Consider the following 23,088-nt stretch of genomic DNA (forward strand, 5'->3'; position numbering starts at 1 on the left):
ACTTTGAAGGAGAGAACATCATGGCAACGATTCGCGATATAGCGGAAAAGTCAGGATTTTCCATCGCTACAGTTTCCAGGGTATTGAATTACGACGCCACTTTGTCTGTCTCTGAAGAAACTAAAAAACGGATATTCAAGGCCTCTGAGGAATTGAACTACCGAACGTTAAAACAACGTGCGACCAAAAATGGAAAAAAGAAGCACCGTCTTGGCATCGTTTTATTCCATTCCGAACAAGATGAAATCAGCGACCCTTATTTTTTAGCCATCCGTCTGGGAATTGAGAAAGAGAGTACCGCTAAACAGATTGATTTAATCAAAATTTACCGAAAAAACGATCAGCTTGATTTGTCTGATGTAGGTGACATAGACGGGATGATTGTTGTTGGCAGAATCCCTCCCGAAGAAATCGAAGAGATAAAAGATATCACAAACTACATCACATTCGTAGATTATTCTCCTTGCGAATTAACTTATGACTCTGTAGTTATTGATTTTCAAAGGGCCATGATTGATGTACTGGATCATCTGTTAGCGCTGGATCATCGCGACATCGGTTTCATCGGAGGAATTTTGAACCCCCGTCCGAATGAAACTTTGATGGACTACCGTGAAAGATCCTTCAGGGATTATTTAGCTTCCAAACGCATTCTTAATGAAAGATTCATATTCATTGGACAGTTCACGACAGAGGACGGCTATCGCCTAATGCACAAAGCCTTACAACAGTCAAAACTCCCTACTGCTTTTGTTGTAGCCAGTGACTCAATGGCCATTGGAGCATTAAGGGCGCTTCACGAAAACAAGATCCGCGTACCTGAGCAAGTCTCCATTGTGGGTTTCAACGATATTGCCGCTTCCAATTATCTTCAACCCTCTTTATCGACGGTGAAGGTATATACGGAATTCATGGGAGAAACCGCAGTAGAGCTTATGATCGAACGTTTGAACACAAAGAGAGAAATTCCGAAAAAAATCGTCATTCCGACAAAGTTGATTCAAAGGGAAAGCACGGTGAAACTTCGCTAAAAAAGGCTTGGCGCATATGCCAAGCCTTTTTGTTTACTAATGTTTTACTTTTAACTTATATAGTGTCGATGTAAAATCTCCGAGTTTTTCATTTTGTGGAGGCACAGACCCAGAATATTCATTTTCAAGCATCAGTCCGGCTCTCATAAGTTCATCTCCGTAAAAGCTGGCTGCCCAGCCTTCGATTTCATACTCCTGGTGTTGATCCAAACCTTTTAATACCAATCGAGGAAACCCGGGATTCGGTTCAGCGAGCATCTTGTAATAACCGACGAGTGCTTCCTTTTGATCTGGAGATACCACCATCCATGCTACACGGTTGCCTCCATCTTCAAACGGGCTGAGCAGACGGTAAAACGTTCCGAATTGCAGCAGTTGTCGGTGCTCTTTATAAAACTGGACTTGCTGCCTCACTTCTTCCTGTTCCTCAGAAGACATACGTGTAATATCCAGTTCATAGCCGAAGGTTCCAAAGAAAGACACATTTCCACGCATAGATAGACTCGTATGTCGATGAACTTGGTGGTTCGGCACGTCAGAAACGTGGGCTCCAATCGAACTTAATGGATAAGCCATCGAAGTTCCATATTGAATTTTCAATCGTTCAACAGCATCCGTGTCATCACTCGTCCACGTCTGCGGAGCATAGTACAACATCCCAGGATCAAAACGAGCTCCTCCGCTGGCGCATGACTCAAATAGCACATCAGGGAACTGAGACGTCAATCGTTCGTATAAATCATACACGCCTAAAATATAGCGGTGGGCTACTTCACTCTGTCGTTCCGCCGGCAAATCGAGAGAGCCGATCTCTGTCATATATCGATTCATATCCCACTTCACATAAGAAATTGGTGATTTGCTCAATACGTCTGCCATCTGATCATACAGATTGTCGACTACTTCTTTTCGTGAAAAATCCAGGACGTATTGATTTCTTCCATGAGACTGGCTTCTTCCTTTGACTTGAATTATCCAGTCTGGATGTTTCTTGTAAAGTTCACTCACTTTATTTACCATTTCCGGCTCAAACCACAACCCGAATTTCATGCCAAGATCCGTGATTTTCCTGGCGACCCCTTCAATCCCATTAGGCAGTTTTTCTTTATCGGAAAACCAGTCTCCAAGCGAAGTGGTGTCATCATCTCTTTTGCCGAACCAACCGTCATCCAGTACGAACAACTCAATACCAAGGTCTTTTGATTCCTTAGCAATAGACAACAGCTTTTCTTCGTTAAAATCAAAGTATGTCGCTTCCCAGTTGTTTATAAGTACAGGACGCTCTTCTTTTTTCCACGGTCCACGTACGAGACGTTCACGATAAAGTTCATGATAGGTTTGACTCATCCCATTTAATCCTTCATCTGAATAGACCATCACGACTTCAGGGGTCTGGAACGATTGACCAGGCTCGAGCACCCAGCGGAAATCAAACGGATTGATCCCCATCGTCACTCGTGCCACATCATATTGATCAACCTCTACCTGGGCAAGGAAGTTACCACTATACACGAAATTGAAACCATAAACTTCTCCTTGAAATTCATCTGTATTTGTACGTTTCAAGGCGAGAAACGGATTTTGCTGAGAGCTGCTCGTTCCCCTCGTGCTTGAGATACTTTGTATTCCTGACACCAGCTCTCTTGATTTCACATGACGCTCTCTCGACCAAGAACCAGATAGCTGAACCATTTCAAAATCGGCATCAAAGAGGTCAACACTCGTGCTGAGCGCACGTGTCAATTCAAGCTTCTCTTCCCCTTTATTCACAAACTCTGCACTGCGGGCTACGGCATTACGAGTTTCATAAATGGTATAAGTCAACTTAATTTCTGCATCAATCAATGAATCAAATAATGTAATGACAAGTGTAGATGCCTCCTCATCACTTTCAGTATAAGTAGCCGGCAGACCGTTCAATTCAGGCTTCCCCTTATAAATCTCATGAGAGTGATACTCGAATTGAGTAGTCCGGCTTCCATTTTCCTGAAGAATTTGATAAGCAGGTTCACGGTAATCCGTCGTCCCATAGGAAGGGTATTCCTGTTTAATGATATCTAAAGAAAATTCGAGATCCCCTTCATATACACTGGACATCCCTGCTCGTGCCTGCGTCCTGAACAGGTGTTGGAAGGAATCGCGATGACGGATTGCCTTCCCATAATATAAATGACCAAGCTGTTTATTTTTCATAACCGTGAAAATATAGCTGATTCCCTCGTTTTGCAAGTGAAATTCTTTTGTTTTTTCATTAAAATATATTGGCATCCCTAATCCTCCATTACTACGATTTCAGTAAAATTACCCTTTGACTGCCCCAGATGAAAGTCCAGCGATAAAGTACTTCTGTAGGAAAAGGAACAAGATCGCCATCGGAATCATCGCCATAAAGGCTGCTGCGGCTACAAGGCCAAGGTTGTTCTGGTTTTCGCCAAAGAAACTTGCCATTGCTACGGTCAGTGTTTGCACATCGCTGCTCTGCAGGAAGAAGATCGCAAATTGATAGTCATTCCAAATGAATACACAAGCAATGATCAGAACAGATGCCGTCACTGGTTTCAACAATGGAAACACGACTCTGAAGAAAATACCGATTGTGCTCGCTCCATCGATCTTCGCCGCTTCTTCCAATTCTTTTGGAATTGTAGAGCGAATGAACCCTGAGTATAGAAAAATAGTCAAAGGTAAAAATGCGGCGACATTGTTCAGTATGGCAATTGTACGTGTGTTCAGCATACCTATATCTACTACCAGCTGATAAAGCGGTACAAGAGCAGTTAGTGGAGGAACAACCATAATGGCTATGAAAAACATCATCGCTGCTTTGTTTAATTTAGTATTGCGCCTGGCTAGTGGATAGGCTGCTAGTGAACCTATGAAAATTAATAAAACTGCTGCAAAAAAAGTGATAATAAACGAATTGACAAAAGCAGGTCCCAAATTCGCTTCCTGCCAAGCAATGGTAAAGTTTTCAAGGGTGAAGTATTCCGGAATAGCCCAGCGGGAACTGAAATCTCCGCGCGTTTTCAATGATGTTGTAATCAAAATATAAAACGGAATAGCGTGTAGAGCTGCTACAAGGATAGCCAGCAAAGTCAACAAACCTTTTTTCTTATTTTGTATCATTACGCTTCAATCTCCTTCCGTTTGAAGTACCATAGAGCAAGCAAGCTGAGAATCAAAATTATGAAGGCTACTAACACACCTTGAGTAGCTGCATATCCGGCGTCCTGCCTGCTGAAATAAAGATCGTACATAAAGGTAGAGCTGGACTGCGACGCATTACCCGGGCCGCCGCCAGTCAAAGCTACGATGACATCAAACAGTTTCAAACCACCAATGATATTGATAACTACGTTGATCGTGATCGATGGTGCAAGCATTGGCAGCGTAATTTTCTTGAATTGTTGAAAGGCTGTAGCACCGTCAATTTCTGCTGCCTCATAAAAATCTTTCGATATGCCTTGTAAACCTGCCAAATAAATGATCATCGCAATACCGACAAACTGGTAAGTATTCACTAGCACAATAATGTAAGGGTTGATATCAGCATTTCCAAGAGCGTTGATTGAGTCAAAACCAAAGAACATCAAAGCATCATTCAGAGCTCCATTTTGGAATGCGAAAAACAGATAAAAAATGTACCCCATAATTAACGGACTAATGATAACGGGAAGGTAAACAATCGTTCGGGTTACTGTTCGAAATTTTATTTGATTATTTAATAAAAGTGCGTAAAAAAGACCGAGCGCGTTTTGTAAAATTGTACTCCCTATCCCATATAGTAAGGTGTTTCGAATAACTGTCCATGTCGTCGGATCATTGAACATACGCGTATATTGTTCAAGCCCTACAAAATTGAATGATTGTGAAAAACCGTTCCAATCCGTAAAGGAAATCCTGACACCATCCATGAATGGATAGACAATGAAAACGGTGACAAATAAAACGGCTGGAAGATACATCCACCATAATGATTTTTCTCCGCTAATCCCGCGTTTTTTAGCAGATTTCCCTGGTTTGCTTTTATTTTTCTCAACGAGTTCGCTCATAATTTATGTCATCTCCTTATCACTGCGCGATTGCATTCATTAAAACAGAAGGGAGAGAGCATCCTCTCCCCCTTTTCTTTCTATTGAATGAATATTATTCGCTGTCACTTTCTTCTCTTAAGCGCTCATATTCAGATTCCATAGTTGATGCCGCACCTTCAGGGTCTCCCCCAGCCAACAACTCTTCTGTTGTAGTAGACATGACATCCCACATGCCGCTTGGTAAATAGACGCGGTCGAAATAGCTGACAATTTCGTTATCTGAATATTTTTCTAAATCCTCAGAGAAATAAGTGTCTGCTTCTACACCTTCAATAGCTGAAGCTAAATTCGTTCCTTCTGCAATACGCTGTGCATTTTCAGGTTCAGCCATAAACTCGATGAACTGCTTCGCTTCATCTTTCATTTCAGACTCTTCAAAGATGGCAAGTGTAAAACGTTCTCCGCCAATCCAAACTTGCTCGTCCCCTTCATGAACGGTCGGTGTTGGCATCAGACCAACTTCCACATCTTCATTCATTGCTGTTGCATCAGGTCCAACTGAACCACCTGCAAACATGAAAGCTGCCTGTTCTCCCGCCATAATTTCTGGAGCCTGGGCAAATTTAGCTGTCAAAACATCTTGATTTAGCAGTTCATTCTCCTGCAACATCAACAATTGTTCTGGAAGCCACTCATATTGGCTCCAGTCGAATGAGCCATCAAGAAATTCTTCTGTATAATCATTTTCTTCATCCGTCGCAAACATCGGCGTCATCATTTGGTCAACCATCTGACCAAGCGGCCAACCATCGCCTCCACCGATCCATAACGGAGCAACTTGACCTCCACTCTCATCACGAACAGTTTCCAGAGCTGCAACGAACTCATCCCAAGTTTTTGGTACCTCAATACCATATTCTTCTAGAAGGTTCTTATTATAAATGACACCATCTTGAGCCATGTTCACAGGATAGGTATAAACTTTTCCGTCTTCATCAGTAACGATATCTTCCATTGCAGGTTTCATATTGTCGACCCAGTCCATGTCCTGTTGGTCATGAGTATATTCACCATAGCGGAGCTGGGACCAGCCATGAGTATCAAAGATGTCTGGAAGATCGTTCGCTGCCATCTGCACTCTCATTTGGTCTTCATAACCTCCACCTGGAAAGCTTGCTTCTACATCAATTTCGGTTTCCTCTTCAAATTCACTGATTAAGTCTTCAAACGTATCTCTTTCTCCTTCACTACTTGCAGAAAGAGCCATTGTCAACTTGCCTTCCTGGCCGCCGCTGACTTCTCCTTCGCTTCCACCATTTCCATTACCACTTTCTTCTCCGTTGCCGCCACAAGCTGCTAACAATGCGACCATCCCGATACTGCCTGCCCACTTTACAAATGAGTTCTTCATAAAATACCCCCTTATTTGTTTTAAAAGCTCTAAAACGTTAACCTGGTACTTCATCTTTAGTAAAACGAATAAACAAAAACTGATTTACTTTTACTAAAATTTTATCTTTGTTAGATAAAATATATCAGAACAAGAAAACGCTTTCAAGTACTTTTAAGAAATTTCTCATAATTTTTTTAGTAAGTTAACAATTATTTTCTTCTTATTTAATGTTGTTTTATATTTTCACTAAAGAAGCCATTATACCTTTTCATTAATATTTCATTTAAGACGTTACTAAATCAAGAGAGTTATATAATGATGTGTCAGTTTTGTTGAAGATTTTATTTAGAGATTTCAACTAAACAGGGGATCCCTTAAGCTGATTCCTCTTCAGTTCCGTGCGCTGAGTCTCCTCATTATCTTAAAGAATTTTGGATTCTTTCCCGAGAATAACGATCTATTTTTAAAACCCTATTTCTCTAAGTCTAAAAATATCAATCAATTTTACACCTTAAAATATTTTTTTGTATTAAATAGTAAATTGTGATACTTTTAAGTTAAGTAAATTTTAGTAAATGAAATGGAGGTGTGACATGGCGAGTTTAAAAGATGTAGCAAGAGAAGCAAATGTTTCCATAGCGACTGTTTCTAGAGTATTGAATGAAGATAAAAATTTATCCGTAGCCAATACTACCAGAGAGAGAGTTTATGAATCTGCAAGGAAGTTAAATTATTTGTCTCTGTCTCATAAGAAGAAATCCAATGCACGACCTTCCAAAAAGGCTATTGGAATGATCGTATTCTGCTCAAAAGATTATGAGTACGAAGATGAATACTTCTCTTCTATTCGAAGAGGCATTGAATCAGAATGTTTAAGGCAGGATATCGTTATATCTACTTTAGTCAGGCAGGAACAGAATCTATTAGAAGAAAACAGCCTGGACGACCTTAGTGGTATCATCGTCGTCGGAAATATCTCCCCCCAATTAGTACATCAAATTTATTCTAAGTATGAAAGAGTCGTATTTGTTGATGAATCACCCGGCCTCGAAAAGTTCGACAGCGTAACGTCCGATTTTCATAGTGCGACTACTCGGCTTTTGGAGCACCTTGTATCACTTGGACATCAGAACATCGGCTTTATAGGCGGTCCAGAGTTCGTCCATTCTCCTATGAAAGACCCTGAACTTCAAGTGATAGATAACCTTGAAAAATTAAGGTTCGAACCTTATAAAAAAATCATGTCAAAGAGAGGATTTTATGACGAAAGAAACGTGTATATAGGAGATTGGTCAACAGACGCAGGCTATCAACTAATGACTCAAGCCATCGCAAAAGGCGATCTTCCTTCATCATTCATCATTGCAAGCGATCCACTCGCAGTCGGCGCTCTTCGTGCCTTACATGATGCAGGGTTGAATGTTCCAAACGATGTATCGATCGTCAGCTTCAACGACATAGAAATGGCAAAATATTTAAATCCTCCTTTAACTACGGCAAAAGTTTTTTCAGACGAAATGGGGAAATCAGCAGTAAAATTATTGAATGAACGAATAGAAGGCAGAGTTGTCCCATCTAAAATCATTCACCCCTGTAAGATCCAATTCCGTGAATCCTCGGGTTCAGTAAAGGAGATCACCAGCCCAGAATTACCAGTTTAAATGAATGGCATCTCATATGATATGGATTTAAAAACTCTTTATCTTTATTTTTAAAAGCGCTTACAATCAAGTTCACTCATAATAGGAGGAAAATACATGTCCAAAATTACTTTTATCGGAGCAGGAAGCACGATCTTTGCGAAAAACATACTCGGTGACTGTATGTTCGTTCCATCCCTCAAAGGCTTTGAATTCGCTTTGCATGATATTGACGAAAAACGACTGAAAGAGTCTGAACAAATGCTGAAAAATCTTTCTCAAAAGTATAATCAATCGATTAAAATAGTTTCTTATTTAAACAGACGGGAAGCTTTAAGTAATGCAAAATACGTCGTTAACGCAATACAAGTCGGCGGATACGAACCAAGTACAGTGATCGATTTTGATATCCCTAAAAAATATGGGTTACAGCAAACTATCGGAGACACCATCGGCATCGGAGGTATTTTCCGTACGCTGCGTACGATACCTGTTATGCTTGGAATCGCAAAAGATATGGAGGATGTTTGTCCGGAAGCCTTGTTGTTGAATTATACGAATCCGATGGCTGCATTAACTGGTTTTATGAATCGCCACACGAATGTGAAAACGATCGGACTCTGCCATAGTGTGCAAGTCTGTACAAAAGAATTGTTTGAAAACCTGGATATGGAACACGATGGAATTGAGGAACGGATCGCCGGAATCAATCATATGGCTTGGCTGTTAGAAGTGAAGAAAGACGGAGTAGACTTGTATCCTGAGATTAAGAAACGTGCAAAAGAAAAGCAGAAGGAAAAGCACCATGATATGGTTCGCTTTGAATTGATGGATAAATTCGGTTACTATATCACAGAATCTTCCGAGCATAATGCCGAATATCATCCCTATTTTATTAAAAGTCAATACCCTGAACTGATCGAACGCTTTAATATTCCGTTAGACGAGTATCCACGCCGCTGCGTCAATCAAATTAAAGAATGGGAAGACATGCGTGAGGAAATCGTGCATAACTCCCAGCTATCGCATGAGCGTTCAAAGGAGTATGGTTCACATATCATCGAAGCGATGGAAACTAATATTCCATTCAAGTTTGGCGGAAATGTGATGAATACTGGAGGACTCATTTCAAATCTCCCAGAGAATGCTTGCGTCGAGGTGCCATGCGTAGTCGACAGAAACGGAATCCTTCCCACTTATATCGGAGAGCTTCCTGAACAATTAGCTGCCTTGAACCGTACGAATATCAATACTCAATTGTTAACGATCGAAGCCGCAGTCACTCTTAAAAAGGAACACATTTATCAAGCGGCTCTTCTCGATCCGCACACAAGTGCTGAGCTTTCTATGGATGACATTATCGCTATGTGTGATGATCTTATCGAAGCTCACGGTGACTGGCTGCCTGAATATAAATAAGTGCATAATAAAAAACGACTGAGAAGGCTGTAAGTCAGCCTCTTTCAGTCGTTTTTTTACTTAGTTTATATGTATCGATTAACCTTTGAAATTCTATTATTCACACCAGCCTCATTCTGATCCCCCTTCAAAAAACGCCCGGCTCCCAACTAGAACCAGGCGCCACTTACTATTTGATCGTTTCAAGTAAACGATAAGCTTCCTCTTTTGTTTCTACACTCAATAACTCTTCTCTAAATTCCCCATCCATCAAACGGCGTGAAAGCATCTGAAGAATTTTTAAGTGATCATCTCCTTCATGCTCTTTCGGGACGGCGATCATGAAGATTAATTTGGCATCGGTTCCGTCCATGCTGTTCCAGTCGACTCCATCTCGTTTAATACCAAAGACAACTGCAGGCTTTTTCACTGCCGCAGACTTTCCGTGCGGGATGGCAATGTTCATGCCAAGGCCTGTCGAACTTTCCTTCTCTCTGCTAATAATGGCTTCTTTAAATTGGTCAGTTGATTTCAAAATAGCATTTGCATCCATTGTTGCAATGAGTTCATCTATGACGTCATCTCGTTTTTCTCCTGCTACGTCAATGTTGATTAACTCCTGCGTTGTAATATCAGTTAGTTTTGTAATACCCATTTGCTTTGTTTCTTTTTTGTCTTCAATTTTTGAAGTTTGTTCTGCCTCTGCGGCTACTTCTACATCACCTACTCCAGGCGCACTAGCTACAGCCGCATCTTTTTTCAAGAGGTTGACCATTAAGGCCGTTACGACCATACCAACTGCAGCTGCAATAAAGAACATCAGAACATTATCAACGGCTCCAAGCACCGCAACAATCGGTCCACCGTGAGCGACCCGATCGCCTACACTGCTTAACATTGCAATTACTGCACCGACCATCGAACCGGTTACAATACTAGGTATGACTCGCAGCGGATCTTGTGCAGCGAAGGGAATAGCTCCTTCCGTAATTCCGAACAACCCCATCGTAAAGGAAGCTTTTCCTGTTTCACGCTCTGCTTGCTGATACTTTCGTTTGTTTAAAAAGGTAGCCAGTCCCATTCCAAGGGGAGGGATACAAATAGCAACCGCGATGGCTCCCATAATTTCATAATTACCTTCTGCGATCATCGCAGAACCGAATAAGAAAGCAACCTTATTAAAGGGACCACCCATATCAACAGCGATCATTGCCCCTAATATAAGGGCTAATAATACGGCACTTGTTCCTTGCATGCCTTCTAACCAGGCGGTTAATCCTTCAAAAATACCAGCTACTGGTGCTCCGATAATGAAAATGAATACCATTCCTACAATCAATGATCCTATAATAGGAATAAAGATAATCGGCATAACAGGCTGTACAGCTTTTGGTACTTTAATTTTCTTAATCCAAAGCACAACATAACCGGCTAGGAACCCAGCGATCATTCCACCGATAAATCCTGCTCCTGCTTCACTTCCGTAAAAGCTTCCGTCGGTTGCAATGTATCCACCAATAATTCCTGGAGCCAATCCCGGACGGTCGGCTATACTGTAGGCAATAAAACCAGCTAATATCGGGACCATGAAGCTGAAAGAAGCAGCTCCTAAACTTTCAATCTGTTTCCAAATAGAATCATCAGGTATTTGAATGCCCTCTGGTGTTTGGTTACCTCCAAGAGCTAGTGAAATCGCAATCAAAAGTCCCCCGACAACAATAAATGGAATCATGTACGAAACCCCATTCATTAAGTGTCGGTATATAGGGTTTTCTTTATCCTTTTTCTTTTGCTTTACCGTTTCAGCAGAAGGAGCACTCCCCTTGTAAACGGATACATCTTTGTCCAAAATTCGCTGAATTAATTTTTTTGGCTCACGAATACCCTCCTGCACACCTACAACGATCAGAGACTTTCCGCCAAAGCGCTCTTTGGAGACATCTTTGTCACTGGCAATAATAATTCCATCGGCTTCAGCAATCTCTTTTTCTGTCAGTTCGTTCTCAACACCTATTGATCCTTGCGTTTCTACTTTCATATCAACGCCCATCTCATCCGCTGCTTTTTGTAAATTCTCAGCAGCCATGTACGTGTGGGCAATACCTACTGGACATGCGGTCACAGCTAATATTTTCATGTGGAAACCCCTTCCCTCTTTTTTCTAACTTCAGTGTACTCCAATTTCCTAGTAAAAAAATAATTCATTTTTACCGTAGCTCTGGTAAAAATGAATTATTAAACAAGTTCTTTTTGGATTTCGGAAAAACTGTGAGAGTCGATAAGTCGTTCCACTCGCTCCGGCTCTGAGCTAATTTTTGCTACGGCCTTCATAAGTGGCCGAGTCAGGCCTTGATCCTCTTTAGCCACAGCTAATAAAAATACGAGCGAGACTTTTTCAGACCCCCATTCTATAGGTTCTTCTAAAACGGCTAAAGCTACAGCTGATTTATTCACTTCATCAGGATGAGCGTGCGGGATCGCAATCCCACCTCCAATCGAAGTTGCAGAAGATCGTTCCCGCAGTAAAGCCCGGTGACCAAACGTCTCTTTGACGAATCCTTTTTCTGCTAAATTTTGAGACAGCAATTCTATCACCTTATAACGATGCGTAAGATTTAATCCTGTGAAGGTCAATTCCTCCTGCATAAATTCAGTTAGCTGACCTGCATCAGCTGGTTCACTGCTCTCCTGATCAAGCTTTTTCAAAAATTGATCTACCTGCTTTTTATCTTTGGATTCTAAGAGAGGTGAAATAACAAGAGTCGGAACTTCGCTCACATTGAGCGCCTTCGTAGATAAAATAAAATCAGTGGTATGTTCCTCTAACATTTGAGCAACATTCCGTTCACCAACACAACCGACAATTTCCATCCCTTTATAAGATTGCTCAAGCTTAGCCTGTAGCAAGTGAGACATGCCCACTCCAAGTTCACATACGATCAGCACACGTTTAGATGTATCTCTTTTCTTCTCGACACGCTCGACGGCTGCTTGAAAATGAAGCACCAAATAAGCTGCTTCGTCTTCAGGAATTTTCAAGTTCTGCTTATGATTCACTTCCTCTAACGCTAAAACGACCATGCTTAACATGTACGGGTACATTTTTTTAATTTCCGAAAGCATTGGATTTCGTATAGAAAAACCATACCGAACCCTGTGTATCGCAGATTCCAAGTGAACCCGTAAGCCATTCATCAACACACGATCCCCACGGAAGTCCATCATTGTCATAATTTGAAGCTGCATCGTTAATTGTTCTATAACTTCATTAAGGACGTCATTCATGGACGAAGAAGGAGGTTTATCAGGTCTCTTGCAGCTAATGAGATGCCACGTAAAATAGATTTTTTCTTCTTCTGGAAAGTGAAGCCGAAGTACCCTTCCAATTTTCTCAAAAAACCACGAAGCCATGTGATATTCTTCTGTTTCGACGGCCAGTCTTTTATCCGTAGCTTTCATCTGAATAGCGGAATGCTGCCTCGTGCGCTTAATCATCACTAAAGCATGGATGAGTAAACTTTCTAATTCACCATCATTAAAATAGAAATCATATTCTCGCTGCATGCGTTCTATCGCCTGACGCACCGTATCCAATTCATATACAGGAAATAACTGCAACACATAGTCCCTTGAAGATTCTGATGAAGAGATAAGCTCACTTAAATGAGCTAACGCATTACGCTTATTTAGCTCACCGCCAACAATTCTACTCCCTAATCGCTGCTTTGAAACTAGGTTAAGGTCGTATTCTTCCAACCAGCACTTGATTGATTCCATATCTTCTTTAATAGCGGGGATAGTCGTAAAGTACTCTTCTGCCACCTTAGCTAGTGTTAACGTTTTCTCCTCAACGAGCATTCGATAAGCTAACTCCAGTATGCGGTCCTTCTCAGACTTGGAGTCTGTTCGGTGAATCTGCTGAAACAGATGCGACCTTTCATCATCTGAAGCTGATATATACACACCGATTCCGGGCTTGCGTATTAATTGAGCACTGGATTCTTTTTGTAACCATGCTTCAACCACCTTCATGTCATTACGCAATGTTTTTTCCGAACACTCTAAATCACGAGCAAGATCATTCACATTAAACACGTCTTGTGAATGGACGAGCAGCTTTCGTAATAATTCCGTTTGTCTATCGTTCATACGAAACACCTACTTCATGATTATGAAACCATTTTCATTTTAACGGCAAGAAGATGGATAGACAACCTTTCAACAGACTATAGTAGAAGGCTTTCTTAAACATGTGGAGGAATTTTTTCATTTATTAGATTGTGAATCGGATCATGTAGAAGCATTCAAGTTCTTACAAGCTTCCGCATTAACAAGTTCATTATTATTAGAAAAATTATTGTTAGTAGTTCCTCTCCGTCATTTTTTTGCCATAACCTTTTGTCTATACATCTTCCTTGCGGGTTTCTATTCCTTACTTCTCCCGAACATGTGCATGCTTATCCCCCTCCGATTCTCTATACTTGCCTCTCCTTCCCTCTAACAGCCAGCTGTAAAAATTACTACATTCTAAACAAAGCTCCACCCAAAGCTTATTATTCTCAGTAATCGGCACAACCTTTACCTGATCTGTTACGACCTCGCAAAAATAGCAAGTATTCTTCATCCGATTGATCGCTCCCCAAATGTAAGTGATTAAATAATACCTCTTATTCCCTATTAAGTTGAATCGGCACTATTTTAGTTCTCCTTGTTCATAGTCCTCGAAATTTCAAGATTTAATTATATTAAATCCGCCTTACGACTTCGTGTAAGCTGTGAAAATAAAAGTTTAGACATATTAAATAGTTTCTTTTTTGGAAATGCTTTTAATATATACGAGACAGGAGCGATTAACTATGAAAGAATTCCTTATGTTGGTCAGTATTTTCACATTAACAACCTGCGGCAGTGAAAGTTATCAGCAACAAGCCAGACCCGCCCCAACCTTTGAAATCACCGATGTTCATTACAACGACTCACTTGAATACGATCATTTTTTCAACTTTACAAGTTTCCACCTAAAAGTCGGTTACATGGAAGATTTATCCTTTATCGTGAATTATGAAATCGATTCAGCAAACCAGATAAAAGCAAACATCGAAGAGTTAAGCAACGTCGAACTTAGAGATGAAGAAGCGTTCAATCAATTATCTACTACTTTTAATGGGTTTACATTTGACGAGTACACTAAAGAAGATGAAGTGATTGATGAGGTTATTGAAACTTTCGATTTGGGTCCTGATTTCAATGAATTTGAACTTGCTGTGGAATATGAGAATGGGGAAAGGAAATCCTACTACAAATAAAGAAAGAGCCCTTATTCAGGGCTCTATTTCAACTATTTTGTTATGAACATCTGTGTCCAATAATGTCCCATGCTTCCACCTTCAAAATAGCCTACACCGATCCTTTTCAAGTTTCCATCCAAAATATTTTTCCGGTGACCTGGGCTATCCATCCAGCCATTGACGACTTGTTGTGGGGTCGTCTGTCCAGCAGCAATATTTTCAGCACCACGGCTATAAGAAATGTTGAAATCCCTCATCATTTGAAAAGGAGATCCATACGTAGGGGAATTATGAGAAAAATACCTTTTTTCAGCCATGTCCTTGGATTTGTACCTGGCCACTCGTGATAATTGCCAATCCTTTCTGAGGGGGGCTAACCCATTGGCAGTACGTTCTTTGTTCGTTAAATCGATTACTTGCTGCTCAACGGACTTGACGTCTCTTTTTAATGGAATAGTCACTAAATCGCCTGGATAAATCAAATCCGGGTTATTAAATCCAGGGTTCGCATTGATAATTTCAGAAAGCCCTATTTTATAACTTTTTGATATCTTCCATAAGGTATCTCCGCTTTTTACTGTGTAAGTATCTGTCTGTGCGTAAGATGGATTCGGCAAAAGAAGCAGCGCTGCTGTAAGTGTCAGTATACCTATCACCAATTTCAATTTACATCACTCCTTTTCACATAGTCTGGCTCATAAATTAGAAATCATGTAGTTCTCAAAAAAAATCACCCCTCTGTTAAAGGGGTGACATGCGGTCAGTTCTTACGTCCAGTAAAAACTCTTTTTATAATTTTGATATAATTTTAGCTCGAACTCTCTCGTAATGGGATCTCCTTTTTTGTAAATTGGTCCTTCTTCAATCTCATTTAAGGTCAAATCAACACGGAAACGTCCTTCGTCCCATTCGGTATCTGTAATCCAATCAGGGGAAATCAAAGCCAATGGATGTGTAGACCAAGTACCACAGTCTACTTGAAAATAGCGGACATTCCAACTGTCAATTTCAATGACCGCATCGCTGATCGGCCCTACTATTCCATCTTCAGCTACGACATTCGCGCGATTAAAAATTCCTTTCAAATGATTGATGCTTCGCAACTGCCTGTTCTGCTGAGTCTTAGGGCCAGCAGTGCCTAATGAAGAAGTCTCGTCGCCTCTCTTCTCTTGTTGGACCCAATATTGGCTCCAATTCATACGGGACGCAAGTTCTTCTTCTCTTTCAGGCGTCATTTCAGCTTCCTCTTTAACTCCTGCCCCTTCACTTAATTCATCTCTACTATGATTAACAGTTATTAACTGTTTTTCTAAGTCAACCTCTTCTACTGCAGAAGGTGATAAATAAATGACTTGATCAGGGAACCATTTTTTTGATTCGAAGGTTAGATAACGGATCGTGTAGCTGCTTTCATCAAAATAAAGATCTTTAATTTTACCCATTTCACCGTCCGTAGCTTGCAGGGTAAGTTTTTCTAATGTCGTGGCATTTACAAACATCTTTTTCACCTCTCTTTAAAATTCCTTATATTGGGATGTTCCCGCGAAAAATATTATTCAAACATAGTAAAATTCCAATTAAATGGGATAAAAGATGACAATTGAGGGATTATTCGATGTTTTAGTGGAAAAAACACAAAAAACACCCGGATAACCTTGCACGAGTAAAGGCCCCAACTGACGCTATCCACCACCTACGCGGAAAGTCTTACTTTTAGTTTAAATCATAAAAAAAGCCTTACAGATCTCTCACTGTAAGGCTTTCTAATTATTTACCTATAAACATTTGTGTCGAAAAATCTCCTTCGAAACCTACACCGATATGAGTGACACCTTTTCTTAGAATGTTTTCTCTATGACCAGGACTGTCCATCCAGGCGGCCACTACTCTCTCAGGTGAGTAATACCCTTCAGCGATGTTTTCACCAGCAACATTGTAATTCACATTGAAGCCATCCATCATGTCAAACGGCGATCCGTAAGTTGGTGACTCATGTTCAAAATAACTGTTCATTTGCATGTCTCTTGATTTATACCATGCAATTTTAGATAACTTCTTATCAATGGAAAGTGAGTTAAGTCCTCGTTCTTCTCTTTCATCATTGGTCAGCTCTACGACCTTCTTTTCAAAATCATTCAGGCTATAGTTTTTAAACTGACCTTCAATCGTATTCTCATTAATCAATTGGCGATTTAAAGTAGAACCTAAGATGACAGAAAACTCTGCTCGATTAATCGATTGCTTTGGCTTGAACAAACCATCGGGGTATCCATGAATAATATGCTCTGCAGTCAAATCCCGGATGCTATGTACGGCCCATTTTAATGAGGTAGTATCACTGAATCCGATCCCTTTCACATCACTGTCGATATTGTACGCGTTATCAATCATTACCGCAGCTTCCGCTCTTGTGAGGGAATCATCAGGTCCAAACGTACCATCCTCATATCCCTCTATTACTCCTTTTTCAGTGGCTAAAGCAATAGCATCTTTGTAAAAATTACTTTCAGACACATCTGGATAATTCACAGTCTGACTAGCTTTCTCACCTGGATAAAGATCTCTGACAATCATTAGAGCAGCCTGCGCACGAGTAATATTATCAGCCGGGGCAAACGTACTAGAATCATAGCCATTTACAACTTCCCGGTCACTTAAATAATTAATGTGATTTTTAGCCCAGGGAACTTGCTCGATATCCTGAAACGAACTAGCCAGTACAAATGATTGAGGCAAAGACAAAGCAACAACGGCAGTCAACACCATTACAGCCAATTTTTTCATCATAAATCTCCTTTTTATATGTTATCTAAATTATATCACAGCTTTATTATTATAATACGAACTGCAGTGAAAAATTGTAAAAAAACCCGTTCAGAGATTCATAGAACGGGAGATAAAATCCTTCATTTGGACTTATCACAGTAGCAATTCTCTAGTTCATTCAACACATCATCTAATTGTTGGGAGATTTTTAAAACTTCTGTGTCCGTAGGATTTTTTGTGTAAATTTCATACATCCTCTGTCTAATCTTTTCAATTTTATTTTCCAATTCTTCAAAACACGACAAACCTATATCTTCCTCTCCACATGAATATTGATTGAGCTGTGAAGTATAGTGGAGAAATGACACTGTCTTTAAATATCTATCTCTTCTCGGCTTATTCGCCTCAGCTATCATTCCACTCAATAATCAGAGGTTCTCCTAAGCATGACTTCCATAAAAAATGGATATTAGTGAATAGGCTGGATAAGAGCTCTTCATACCTTAAAAACGTTAGTGATTCAAATAAAAATTCCTCTTATAAAAATCACCTCAACATACTAAATTTTTTCACTAAGTTTCCATTCGTTCAAAATGTCAGCTTTGGAAGTCATTTACTTTTAATTACCCCTTATCATTCATAAAGGAAACATTTTCATGAAATTTTTCCGAAAAAAAAGCATAGCCTCTTAGACTACGCTTGATATTGTTTAAAGCCCCATAAAGAATTTGTCCAGTTCGATATTGAATTTATCAGGCTCCTCTAAAAATAAACAATGACTGCTTTGTTCAAAAGGAATAAGTGTGGATCCAGGAATTTTATTCTGAATATATTCTCCAGCCGCCACAGGGAAAAATTTATCATCACGACCAAAACAAATGAGAGTGGGTACATCGACTTTTGAAACCGTCTCCCGATAATCTACGGCTGTCTGGTTGAAAACGATAGTAGTGGCGATAGAGGTTGGTACCTTCATCATCTCTTCTAAAATCCATTCGTGCATCGATGGGGCGGGTTTATCTTTGAACATGCCGTAGATAAATTCACTATTGAAAGCTCTCTGATCATCCTGGATGGCCTGCATGACACCTTTAATCGCGTCAAAATTGAAAGCTCCGTATTCCCAGCCCTCCCATAAATAATCCGAAGGCGATTGATCCACGATAGTAACCGCCTTTATATTGTCGGTGCCGAACTGGTCGATATAATCCCATACGACAAACGCCCCCATCGACCACCCTACGAGAATCACATCTTTCAGTTCCAGCTTCTCAATCAGCACATGTAAATCTCTCGCATAGTTCGCCACAGTATGTCCGTGCTCTACCTTACTGGAATTTCCGTGACCTCGCAGGTCAAACGTAATGGTTCGGTATTTGGCCTTTAAGTAGGTGAGCTGCTGTTCAAAAAACTTGCTGCTCATCATGACGCCATGAATGAAAATGACAGTTGGCCCTTCTCCTTCATCTTGAAAATAAAGGTTTGTATCTGAATCTATATTTATCGAAGGCATTTGTCCACACTCCTTATGAGTATAAAATAGCTATGCTATCAGTCTATTAAAGAGCGGACCGAGTTATGTGAATTGCTTTCTAATTCTTTTTATTTAAAAGGATAAAAGCAGCAACGATGCAGTTAAAAACTAAAGAAAGCCCTGCAGGCGATCACACTCTGCAGAGCTTCTTCATTACAAACTTACGGGATCGTCAATACGATATAAATAGATCCTCCAAGCAGAACTCTCATTTTCAAATTCCTCTTCCAGCACCAGTCCAATTTCTTCATGATTTTCCAGAGGAAGACCCGACAGAACGTACTCGCCTCCTAATTCACTTAAAGCTTTCGTATCAAGCAATAACTCTTCTATCTTACGATCGCTTGTTTTTTTGAACATATAATTCTCACCTAGTTCGCTTGAATAGATGTACGCTCTCCCTCCCCACGTATCGAAATAATGGGCAAGCGAAGGACTTTTCTCTAACTCGGGGCCGATGACTTCCCGGAATTGATGTTTATATTCGAGAGGGTACGTGTTGTTATACGTATCCAGTGTATAAAACCCATTATACTGGGCGATCGTCGGATGCATCGCTGCGCTGACAACCCGGTAACTTGAAGGATCCTTACCGATATAATCTTTAATCTCGTCAAACAGGTCTGTCGAGTAAAATTCGCTGAATGTCGGGGTATTGAATTCCCCATACTTCGTTTCCTCGTGAACTTGGTAAACGTTCCAACACTGCAAAGCGATAAGGATAACGGCTATCCATTTTCCACCAATCATTTGTTTGGCAATAATGGCTAAAGCTAGCGCGAAACAGATGTACCAGATCATCGGGTCAAAAAAGTGTATACGCGCGAAATTGAACGTATTGAGAATGTCGATAGAATCTTTGAGCGGCCTCCAGCCCTCCCAGTACCAAAAAGCGTACCATAAGGAAAGGACTGGTGTTGCCGTGAACAATAAAATGAATCGAGTCGGATAACCTCCTCGTAATATCGACAAAAAAAGAGCCGCGATCAATACAGGCAATACAATCGATTGATGGAGCGCCAAATCATGGGTATGCCCATTCAAGAAATTATGTTCAAATAAATCCAGTGTTCCCGCCAAGTCTTTATGTCCGAGATCGTTCTCCTCCCGATGGGACGAGAAGGAAGAATCGATGAACATCGTGTAAATCAACATATAATTCTTTATTAAATAAATCGACGTCATGCCGGCAATCGCTATAAATAGAGGTGGATTGAACTGTTTCGAGCGTATCCAGTCAAACAGCCAGAGAATTCCCATAATGCCTAAGAAAAAAATAAACGTCAATATGAAGTTCGATAAAAATGGAATCAATGATAAAATCAGCCAGTAATACCATGGCGTGTTCCTGCCCTGTTTCCGAATGGTCAGAAATAAATAAAAAGCTAAAGGCAGTCCTGCGATTGTCAGTACACCTGACGGCCAAAAAGGAAGCATGGCAAACGCCAGCGCACTCCCTGCTGAAATCCAGGAGCTCGAGCGCCCACTTATCAGGAAACGATTTAATAGAATATACATCCCAAAGAATGCGGTGAACCTCATGATCGTCTGGCTGATCGTATAGGCAGTAAACGGTTCAAACCATACATAAATCCAGACTACGGCATCAAGAGCTGAAGGAAGTGCACTTCTTGGCAGCCCGTTGATGACGTTTGGAAGTGTTTCTCCAGGCCCTGCAAAAATCTGACCGCTTTCAGCAAGCAGCTGATACCACACGATATTGGAATCCATGTTATCGTGCACACGGATGTGAGTATTTTCCCCAAGGATATAGTAAGGGAGCAAATAAACGATTAATATGCTACAGGCTAGTAAAATCCATTTATGCCTGATAAAAAAGCTGAATACGTTTGACGACATAACGGACATCCTCTTCTGTTATTCCGTAATATAAAGGCAGACGAAGAATACGCTCACTATCCTGTGTAGTAAAACGATCTTCTCCTGCGAACATTCCATAAACTTGCCCAGCGTAAGAGGAATGCAGAGGCACGTAATGAGGAACAGCTACCACATCGTGTTCCTTCAGAAAGTTCATTAGTTCCGAGCGTTCTTCCCCATCACGGCATTTCAAATAAAACATATGGGCATTATGATTGGCTTCTTCCGGGATCACAGGACCTTCAATTCCATCTATCGCCATGACTTCTTTCAGTAGTTCTTTATAAAAGTTCCATGCCCTCAGCCGACTTTCGTTGATTGTATCGATCTGTTCAAATTGTTTATAAAGATAAGCAGCATTGAGTTCACTCAGAAGATAAGAAGAACCGATGTCCCTCCACGTATATTTATCTACCATTCCTCTGGCAAATTGGGCGCGATTCGTTCCTTTTTCCTGAATCATTTCAGCGCGCTCGATAAAAGGATAATGGTTGACGATCAACGCGCCCCCCTCGCCGCACACATAATTTTTCGTTTCATGAAAACTGAAGGCGGATAAATGACCGAATGTTCCTAAAGGCTTCCCTTTATAATGGCTCGTCAACGCTTGCGCAGCATCTTCCACTACCCAAATATCACGTCCATCAGCCAGCCGCATAATTTCATCCATTTCACAAGAAACCCCAGCGTAATGGACGACTACAATTGCTTTCGTTCGTTCCGTTATCGCTTGTTCAATTTGGACCGGATCGATATTCATTGTGCTTGGATCAATATCTACGAAGCGAATATCCGCTCCCCTTAAAGCAAAAGCGTTTGCGGTGGAAACGAACGTGTAGGAAGGCATGATGACCTCGTCTCCAGGTCCCGCTTCCGTAAGAAGGGCTGCCATTTCAAGGGCTGCCGTACAAGATGGGGTCAAAAATGCCCGTTCACATCCCAAATAATTCTCCAGCCAATCTGTGCACTTTTTTCCAAATGGACCGTTTCCAGAAAGCTTCGACTGAGTCAAAGCTTCTTGAATCAACTTTTCTTCTCCTCCGACGACACATGGGACGTTGAATGGAATCATCAAATCACCTCATTACGATAATGCCGAGCACGATAAAGGAAACACCCATCACTTTTTGAAAAGTGATAGGCTCTCCAAAAAAGAATACAGACAATAAAAAAACCAGTACAAAGGAAAGACTCATAAAGGGGTAGGCATAACTAATATCAAACTTGGTCATCGCTGCCATCCAAAACAAGGAGGCAACAAAGGCCGATAAAAAACCAGATAAAATAAACGGATTCAGCAGCAGCTGAATGATGAAGATGAATTTATCTCTCCACAATTCAGGAAGCCCGCCATATTGATCGATTTTCCATTTCAATATAAGTTGTCCATACACCGTAAAGAAAATCGTTCCAAAAATATAGGCATATCCCATCGGTCACACACCCATACTGGAGCGATTTATTTTGTGATAAACGTCCTTCGCGCTCCTTAACCGGAACCCGAGCGAATAAAATAAATTAAGCGAAGGTGCATTGGCAGCTGAGATGGACGTTTTCAACTGTTGCAAGTCAAGATCTTCCCACTGTTTTCTACATCCCATACTCGTCAGCGGCTTCGCCAGTCCTTTACTTCTGTATTCCTTTTTCATTCCTAACAGCAGAACGTTCTCTTTTTCAAACCCATAAAAACCTATCAGGCTTCCTTCGTAAAAGAGAGCGTAAATCTGGTTTTTATCCATTAAATCACTGACCCAATTCATGTACCTAAGATCAGCCTGTTCATCAGGAATGTTGAAATCACGATGAAAGCGTCCATGCTCAAAAGATTCTTTAGCGATTTCAAGGATACGCTCGCGGTCGTACTCTAATGAGATATCCGTCCCATCTTTTTCAAACACGGTAAGCTTTCCTTCTTCACAAACAGGCTCGATCAATGTATCCACATAATAGAAGCCATGATCCAGAAGTATTTTAGAGCTTTTGAATGGATCTACTTTAATCGTGAAATGTCCTTCAATATTCTCCGTCTGTGCAAGGGCTTCTTCTTCCAGGCTCATTACTTCAAATGTATCCATTTGGAAATTTCTTTTATCCCATGGGGTAGGTCGTAAATAGTCTGCCAC

General features: G+C 40.8%; 19 protein-coding genes. 4 read left to right on the plus strand and 15 right to left on the minus strand.

Annotated features, from left to right (window positions below; translation table 11 throughout):
• Positions 1–20: 20 nt before the first annotated feature.
• Entirely contained in the window at positions 21–1,031 is a 1,011-nt protein-coding gene (locus tag O2Q26_RS14415; protein WP_289216566.1) for a LacI family DNA-binding transcriptional regulator, read from the plus strand.
• 36 nt (positions 1,032–1,067) lie between these two features.
• Here the strand turns inward: O2Q26_RS14415 and O2Q26_RS14420 are convergent, their stop codons facing one another.
• The 4 genes from O2Q26_RS14420 to O2Q26_RS14435 form a co-directional block, all read right to left on the minus strand.
• Positions 1,068–3,299 carry an alpha-galactosidase gene (locus O2Q26_RS14420; RefSeq protein ID WP_289216567.1) on the minus strand — a complete coding sequence of 744 codons (2,232 nt, stop codon included), beginning with the start codon at positions 3,297–3,299 and terminating at the stop codon, positions 1,068–1,070.
• A gap of 33 nt (positions 3,300–3,332) precedes the next feature.
• Positions 3,333–4,157, minus strand: coding sequence for a carbohydrate ABC transporter permease (locus O2Q26_RS14425; protein WP_289216568.1), 825 nt, complete (start codon positions 4,155–4,157; stop codon positions 3,333–3,335).
• On the minus strand, positions 4,157–5,083 hold the full coding sequence (locus O2Q26_RS14430; RefSeq protein WP_289216569.1) for a carbohydrate ABC transporter permease: 927 nt from the start codon (positions 5,081–5,083) through the stop codon (positions 4,157–4,159). The genes O2Q26_RS14425 and O2Q26_RS14430 overlap by 1 nt, the downstream gene beginning before the upstream one ends.
• A 94-nt stretch (positions 5,084–5,177) precedes the next feature.
• Complete coding sequence (locus O2Q26_RS14435) at positions 5,178–6,476, minus strand: ABC transporter substrate-binding protein (RefSeq protein WP_289216570.1); 1,299 nt, start codon at positions 6,474–6,476, stop codon at positions 5,178–5,180.
• A 575-nt stretch (positions 6,477–7,051) separates the two neighbouring features.
• Between O2Q26_RS14435 and O2Q26_RS14440 the strand changes: the two genes are divergently transcribed.
• Complete coding sequence (locus O2Q26_RS14440) at positions 7,052–8,119, plus strand: LacI family DNA-binding transcriptional regulator (protein WP_289216571.1); 1,068 nt, start codon at positions 7,052–7,054, stop codon at positions 8,117–8,119.
• A gap of 96 nt (positions 8,120–8,215) precedes the next feature.
• Positions 8,216–9,517 (plus strand): alpha-glucosidase/alpha-galactosidase, encoded by a 1,302-nt coding sequence (locus O2Q26_RS14445; protein WP_289216572.1) that lies wholly within the window; start codon positions 8,216–8,218, stop codon positions 9,515–9,517.
• 169 nt (positions 9,518–9,686) lie between these two features.
• On the opposite strand, the gene O2Q26_RS14450 is transcribed toward O2Q26_RS14445, so the two are convergent.
• The gene (locus O2Q26_RS14450; RefSeq protein WP_289216573.1) at positions 9,687–11,633 is read right to left on the minus strand and encodes a PTS fructose transporter subunit IIABC; all 1,947 of its coding nucleotides are present in this window, start codon (positions 11,631–11,633) and stop codon (positions 9,687–9,689) included.
• Positions 11,634–11,731: 98 nt separating this feature from the next.
• Positions 11,732–13,645, minus strand: coding sequence for a BglG family transcription antiterminator (locus O2Q26_RS14455; RefSeq protein WP_289216574.1), 1,914 nt, complete (start codon positions 13,643–13,645; stop codon positions 11,732–11,734).
• A 707-nt stretch (positions 13,646–14,352) separates the two neighbouring features.
• Here O2Q26_RS14455 and O2Q26_RS14460 point away from each other — a divergent pair.
• On the plus strand, positions 14,353–14,802 hold the full coding sequence (locus O2Q26_RS14460) for a YusW family protein (RefSeq protein WP_289216575.1): 450 nt from the start codon (positions 14,353–14,355) through the stop codon (positions 14,800–14,802).
• Between the two features lie 32 nt (positions 14,803–14,834).
• On the opposite strand, the gene O2Q26_RS14465 is transcribed toward O2Q26_RS14460, so the two are convergent.
• The 9 genes from O2Q26_RS14465 to O2Q26_RS14505 form a co-directional block, all read right to left on the minus strand.
• Complete coding sequence (locus tag O2Q26_RS14465) at positions 14,835–15,449, minus strand: CAP domain-containing protein (RefSeq protein WP_289216576.1); 615 nt, start codon at positions 15,447–15,449, stop codon at positions 14,835–14,837.
• A gap of 102 nt (positions 15,450–15,551) precedes the next feature.
• Positions 15,552–16,283, minus strand: coding sequence for a PRC-barrel domain-containing protein (locus O2Q26_RS14470; protein ID WP_289216577.1), 732 nt, complete (start codon positions 16,281–16,283; stop codon positions 15,552–15,554).
• Between the two features lie 268 nt (positions 16,284–16,551).
• Entirely contained in the window at positions 16,552–17,568 is a 1,017-nt protein-coding gene (locus O2Q26_RS14475; RefSeq protein ID WP_289216578.1) for an S-layer homology domain-containing protein, read from the minus strand.
• Positions 17,569–17,690: 122 nt separating this feature from the next.
• Complete coding sequence (locus O2Q26_RS14480; protein WP_289216722.1) at positions 17,691–17,966, minus strand: aspartyl-phosphate phosphatase Spo0E family protein; 276 nt, start codon at positions 17,964–17,966, stop codon at positions 17,691–17,693.
• A gap of 293 nt (positions 17,967–18,259) precedes the next feature.
• Complete coding sequence (locus O2Q26_RS14485) at positions 18,260–19,063, minus strand: alpha/beta fold hydrolase (RefSeq protein WP_289216579.1); 804 nt, start codon at positions 19,061–19,063, stop codon at positions 18,260–18,262.
• A 174-nt stretch (positions 19,064–19,237) separates the two neighbouring features.
• The gene (locus O2Q26_RS14490) at positions 19,238–20,944 is read right to left on the minus strand and encodes a DUF6044 family protein (protein WP_289216580.1); all 1,707 of its coding nucleotides are present in this window, start codon (positions 20,942–20,944) and stop codon (positions 19,238–19,240) included.
• Positions 20,907–22,037 (minus strand): dTDP-4-amino-4,6-dideoxygalactose transaminase, encoded by a 1,131-nt coding sequence (gene rffA / locus O2Q26_RS14495; RefSeq protein ID WP_289216581.1) that lies wholly within the window; start codon positions 22,035–22,037, stop codon positions 20,907–20,909. Before rffA ends, O2Q26_RS14490 begins: the two co-directional genes overlap by 38 nt.
• A 4-nt stretch (positions 22,038–22,041) precedes the next feature.
• Entirely contained in the window at positions 22,042–22,398 is a 357-nt protein-coding gene (locus tag O2Q26_RS14500; RefSeq protein WP_289216582.1) for an EamA family transporter, read from the minus strand.
• Between the two features lie 3 nt (positions 22,399–22,401).
• Complete coding sequence (locus tag O2Q26_RS14505; protein WP_289216583.1) at positions 22,402–23,088, minus strand: GNAT family N-acetyltransferase; 687 nt, start codon at positions 23,086–23,088, stop codon at positions 22,402–22,404.

The organism is Halobacillus campisalis, assembly GCF_030345335.1.
In the GTDB taxonomy this organism is placed as follows: domain Bacteria; phylum Bacillota; class Bacilli; order Bacillales; family Halobacillaceae; genus Halobacillus_A; species Halobacillus_A campisalis.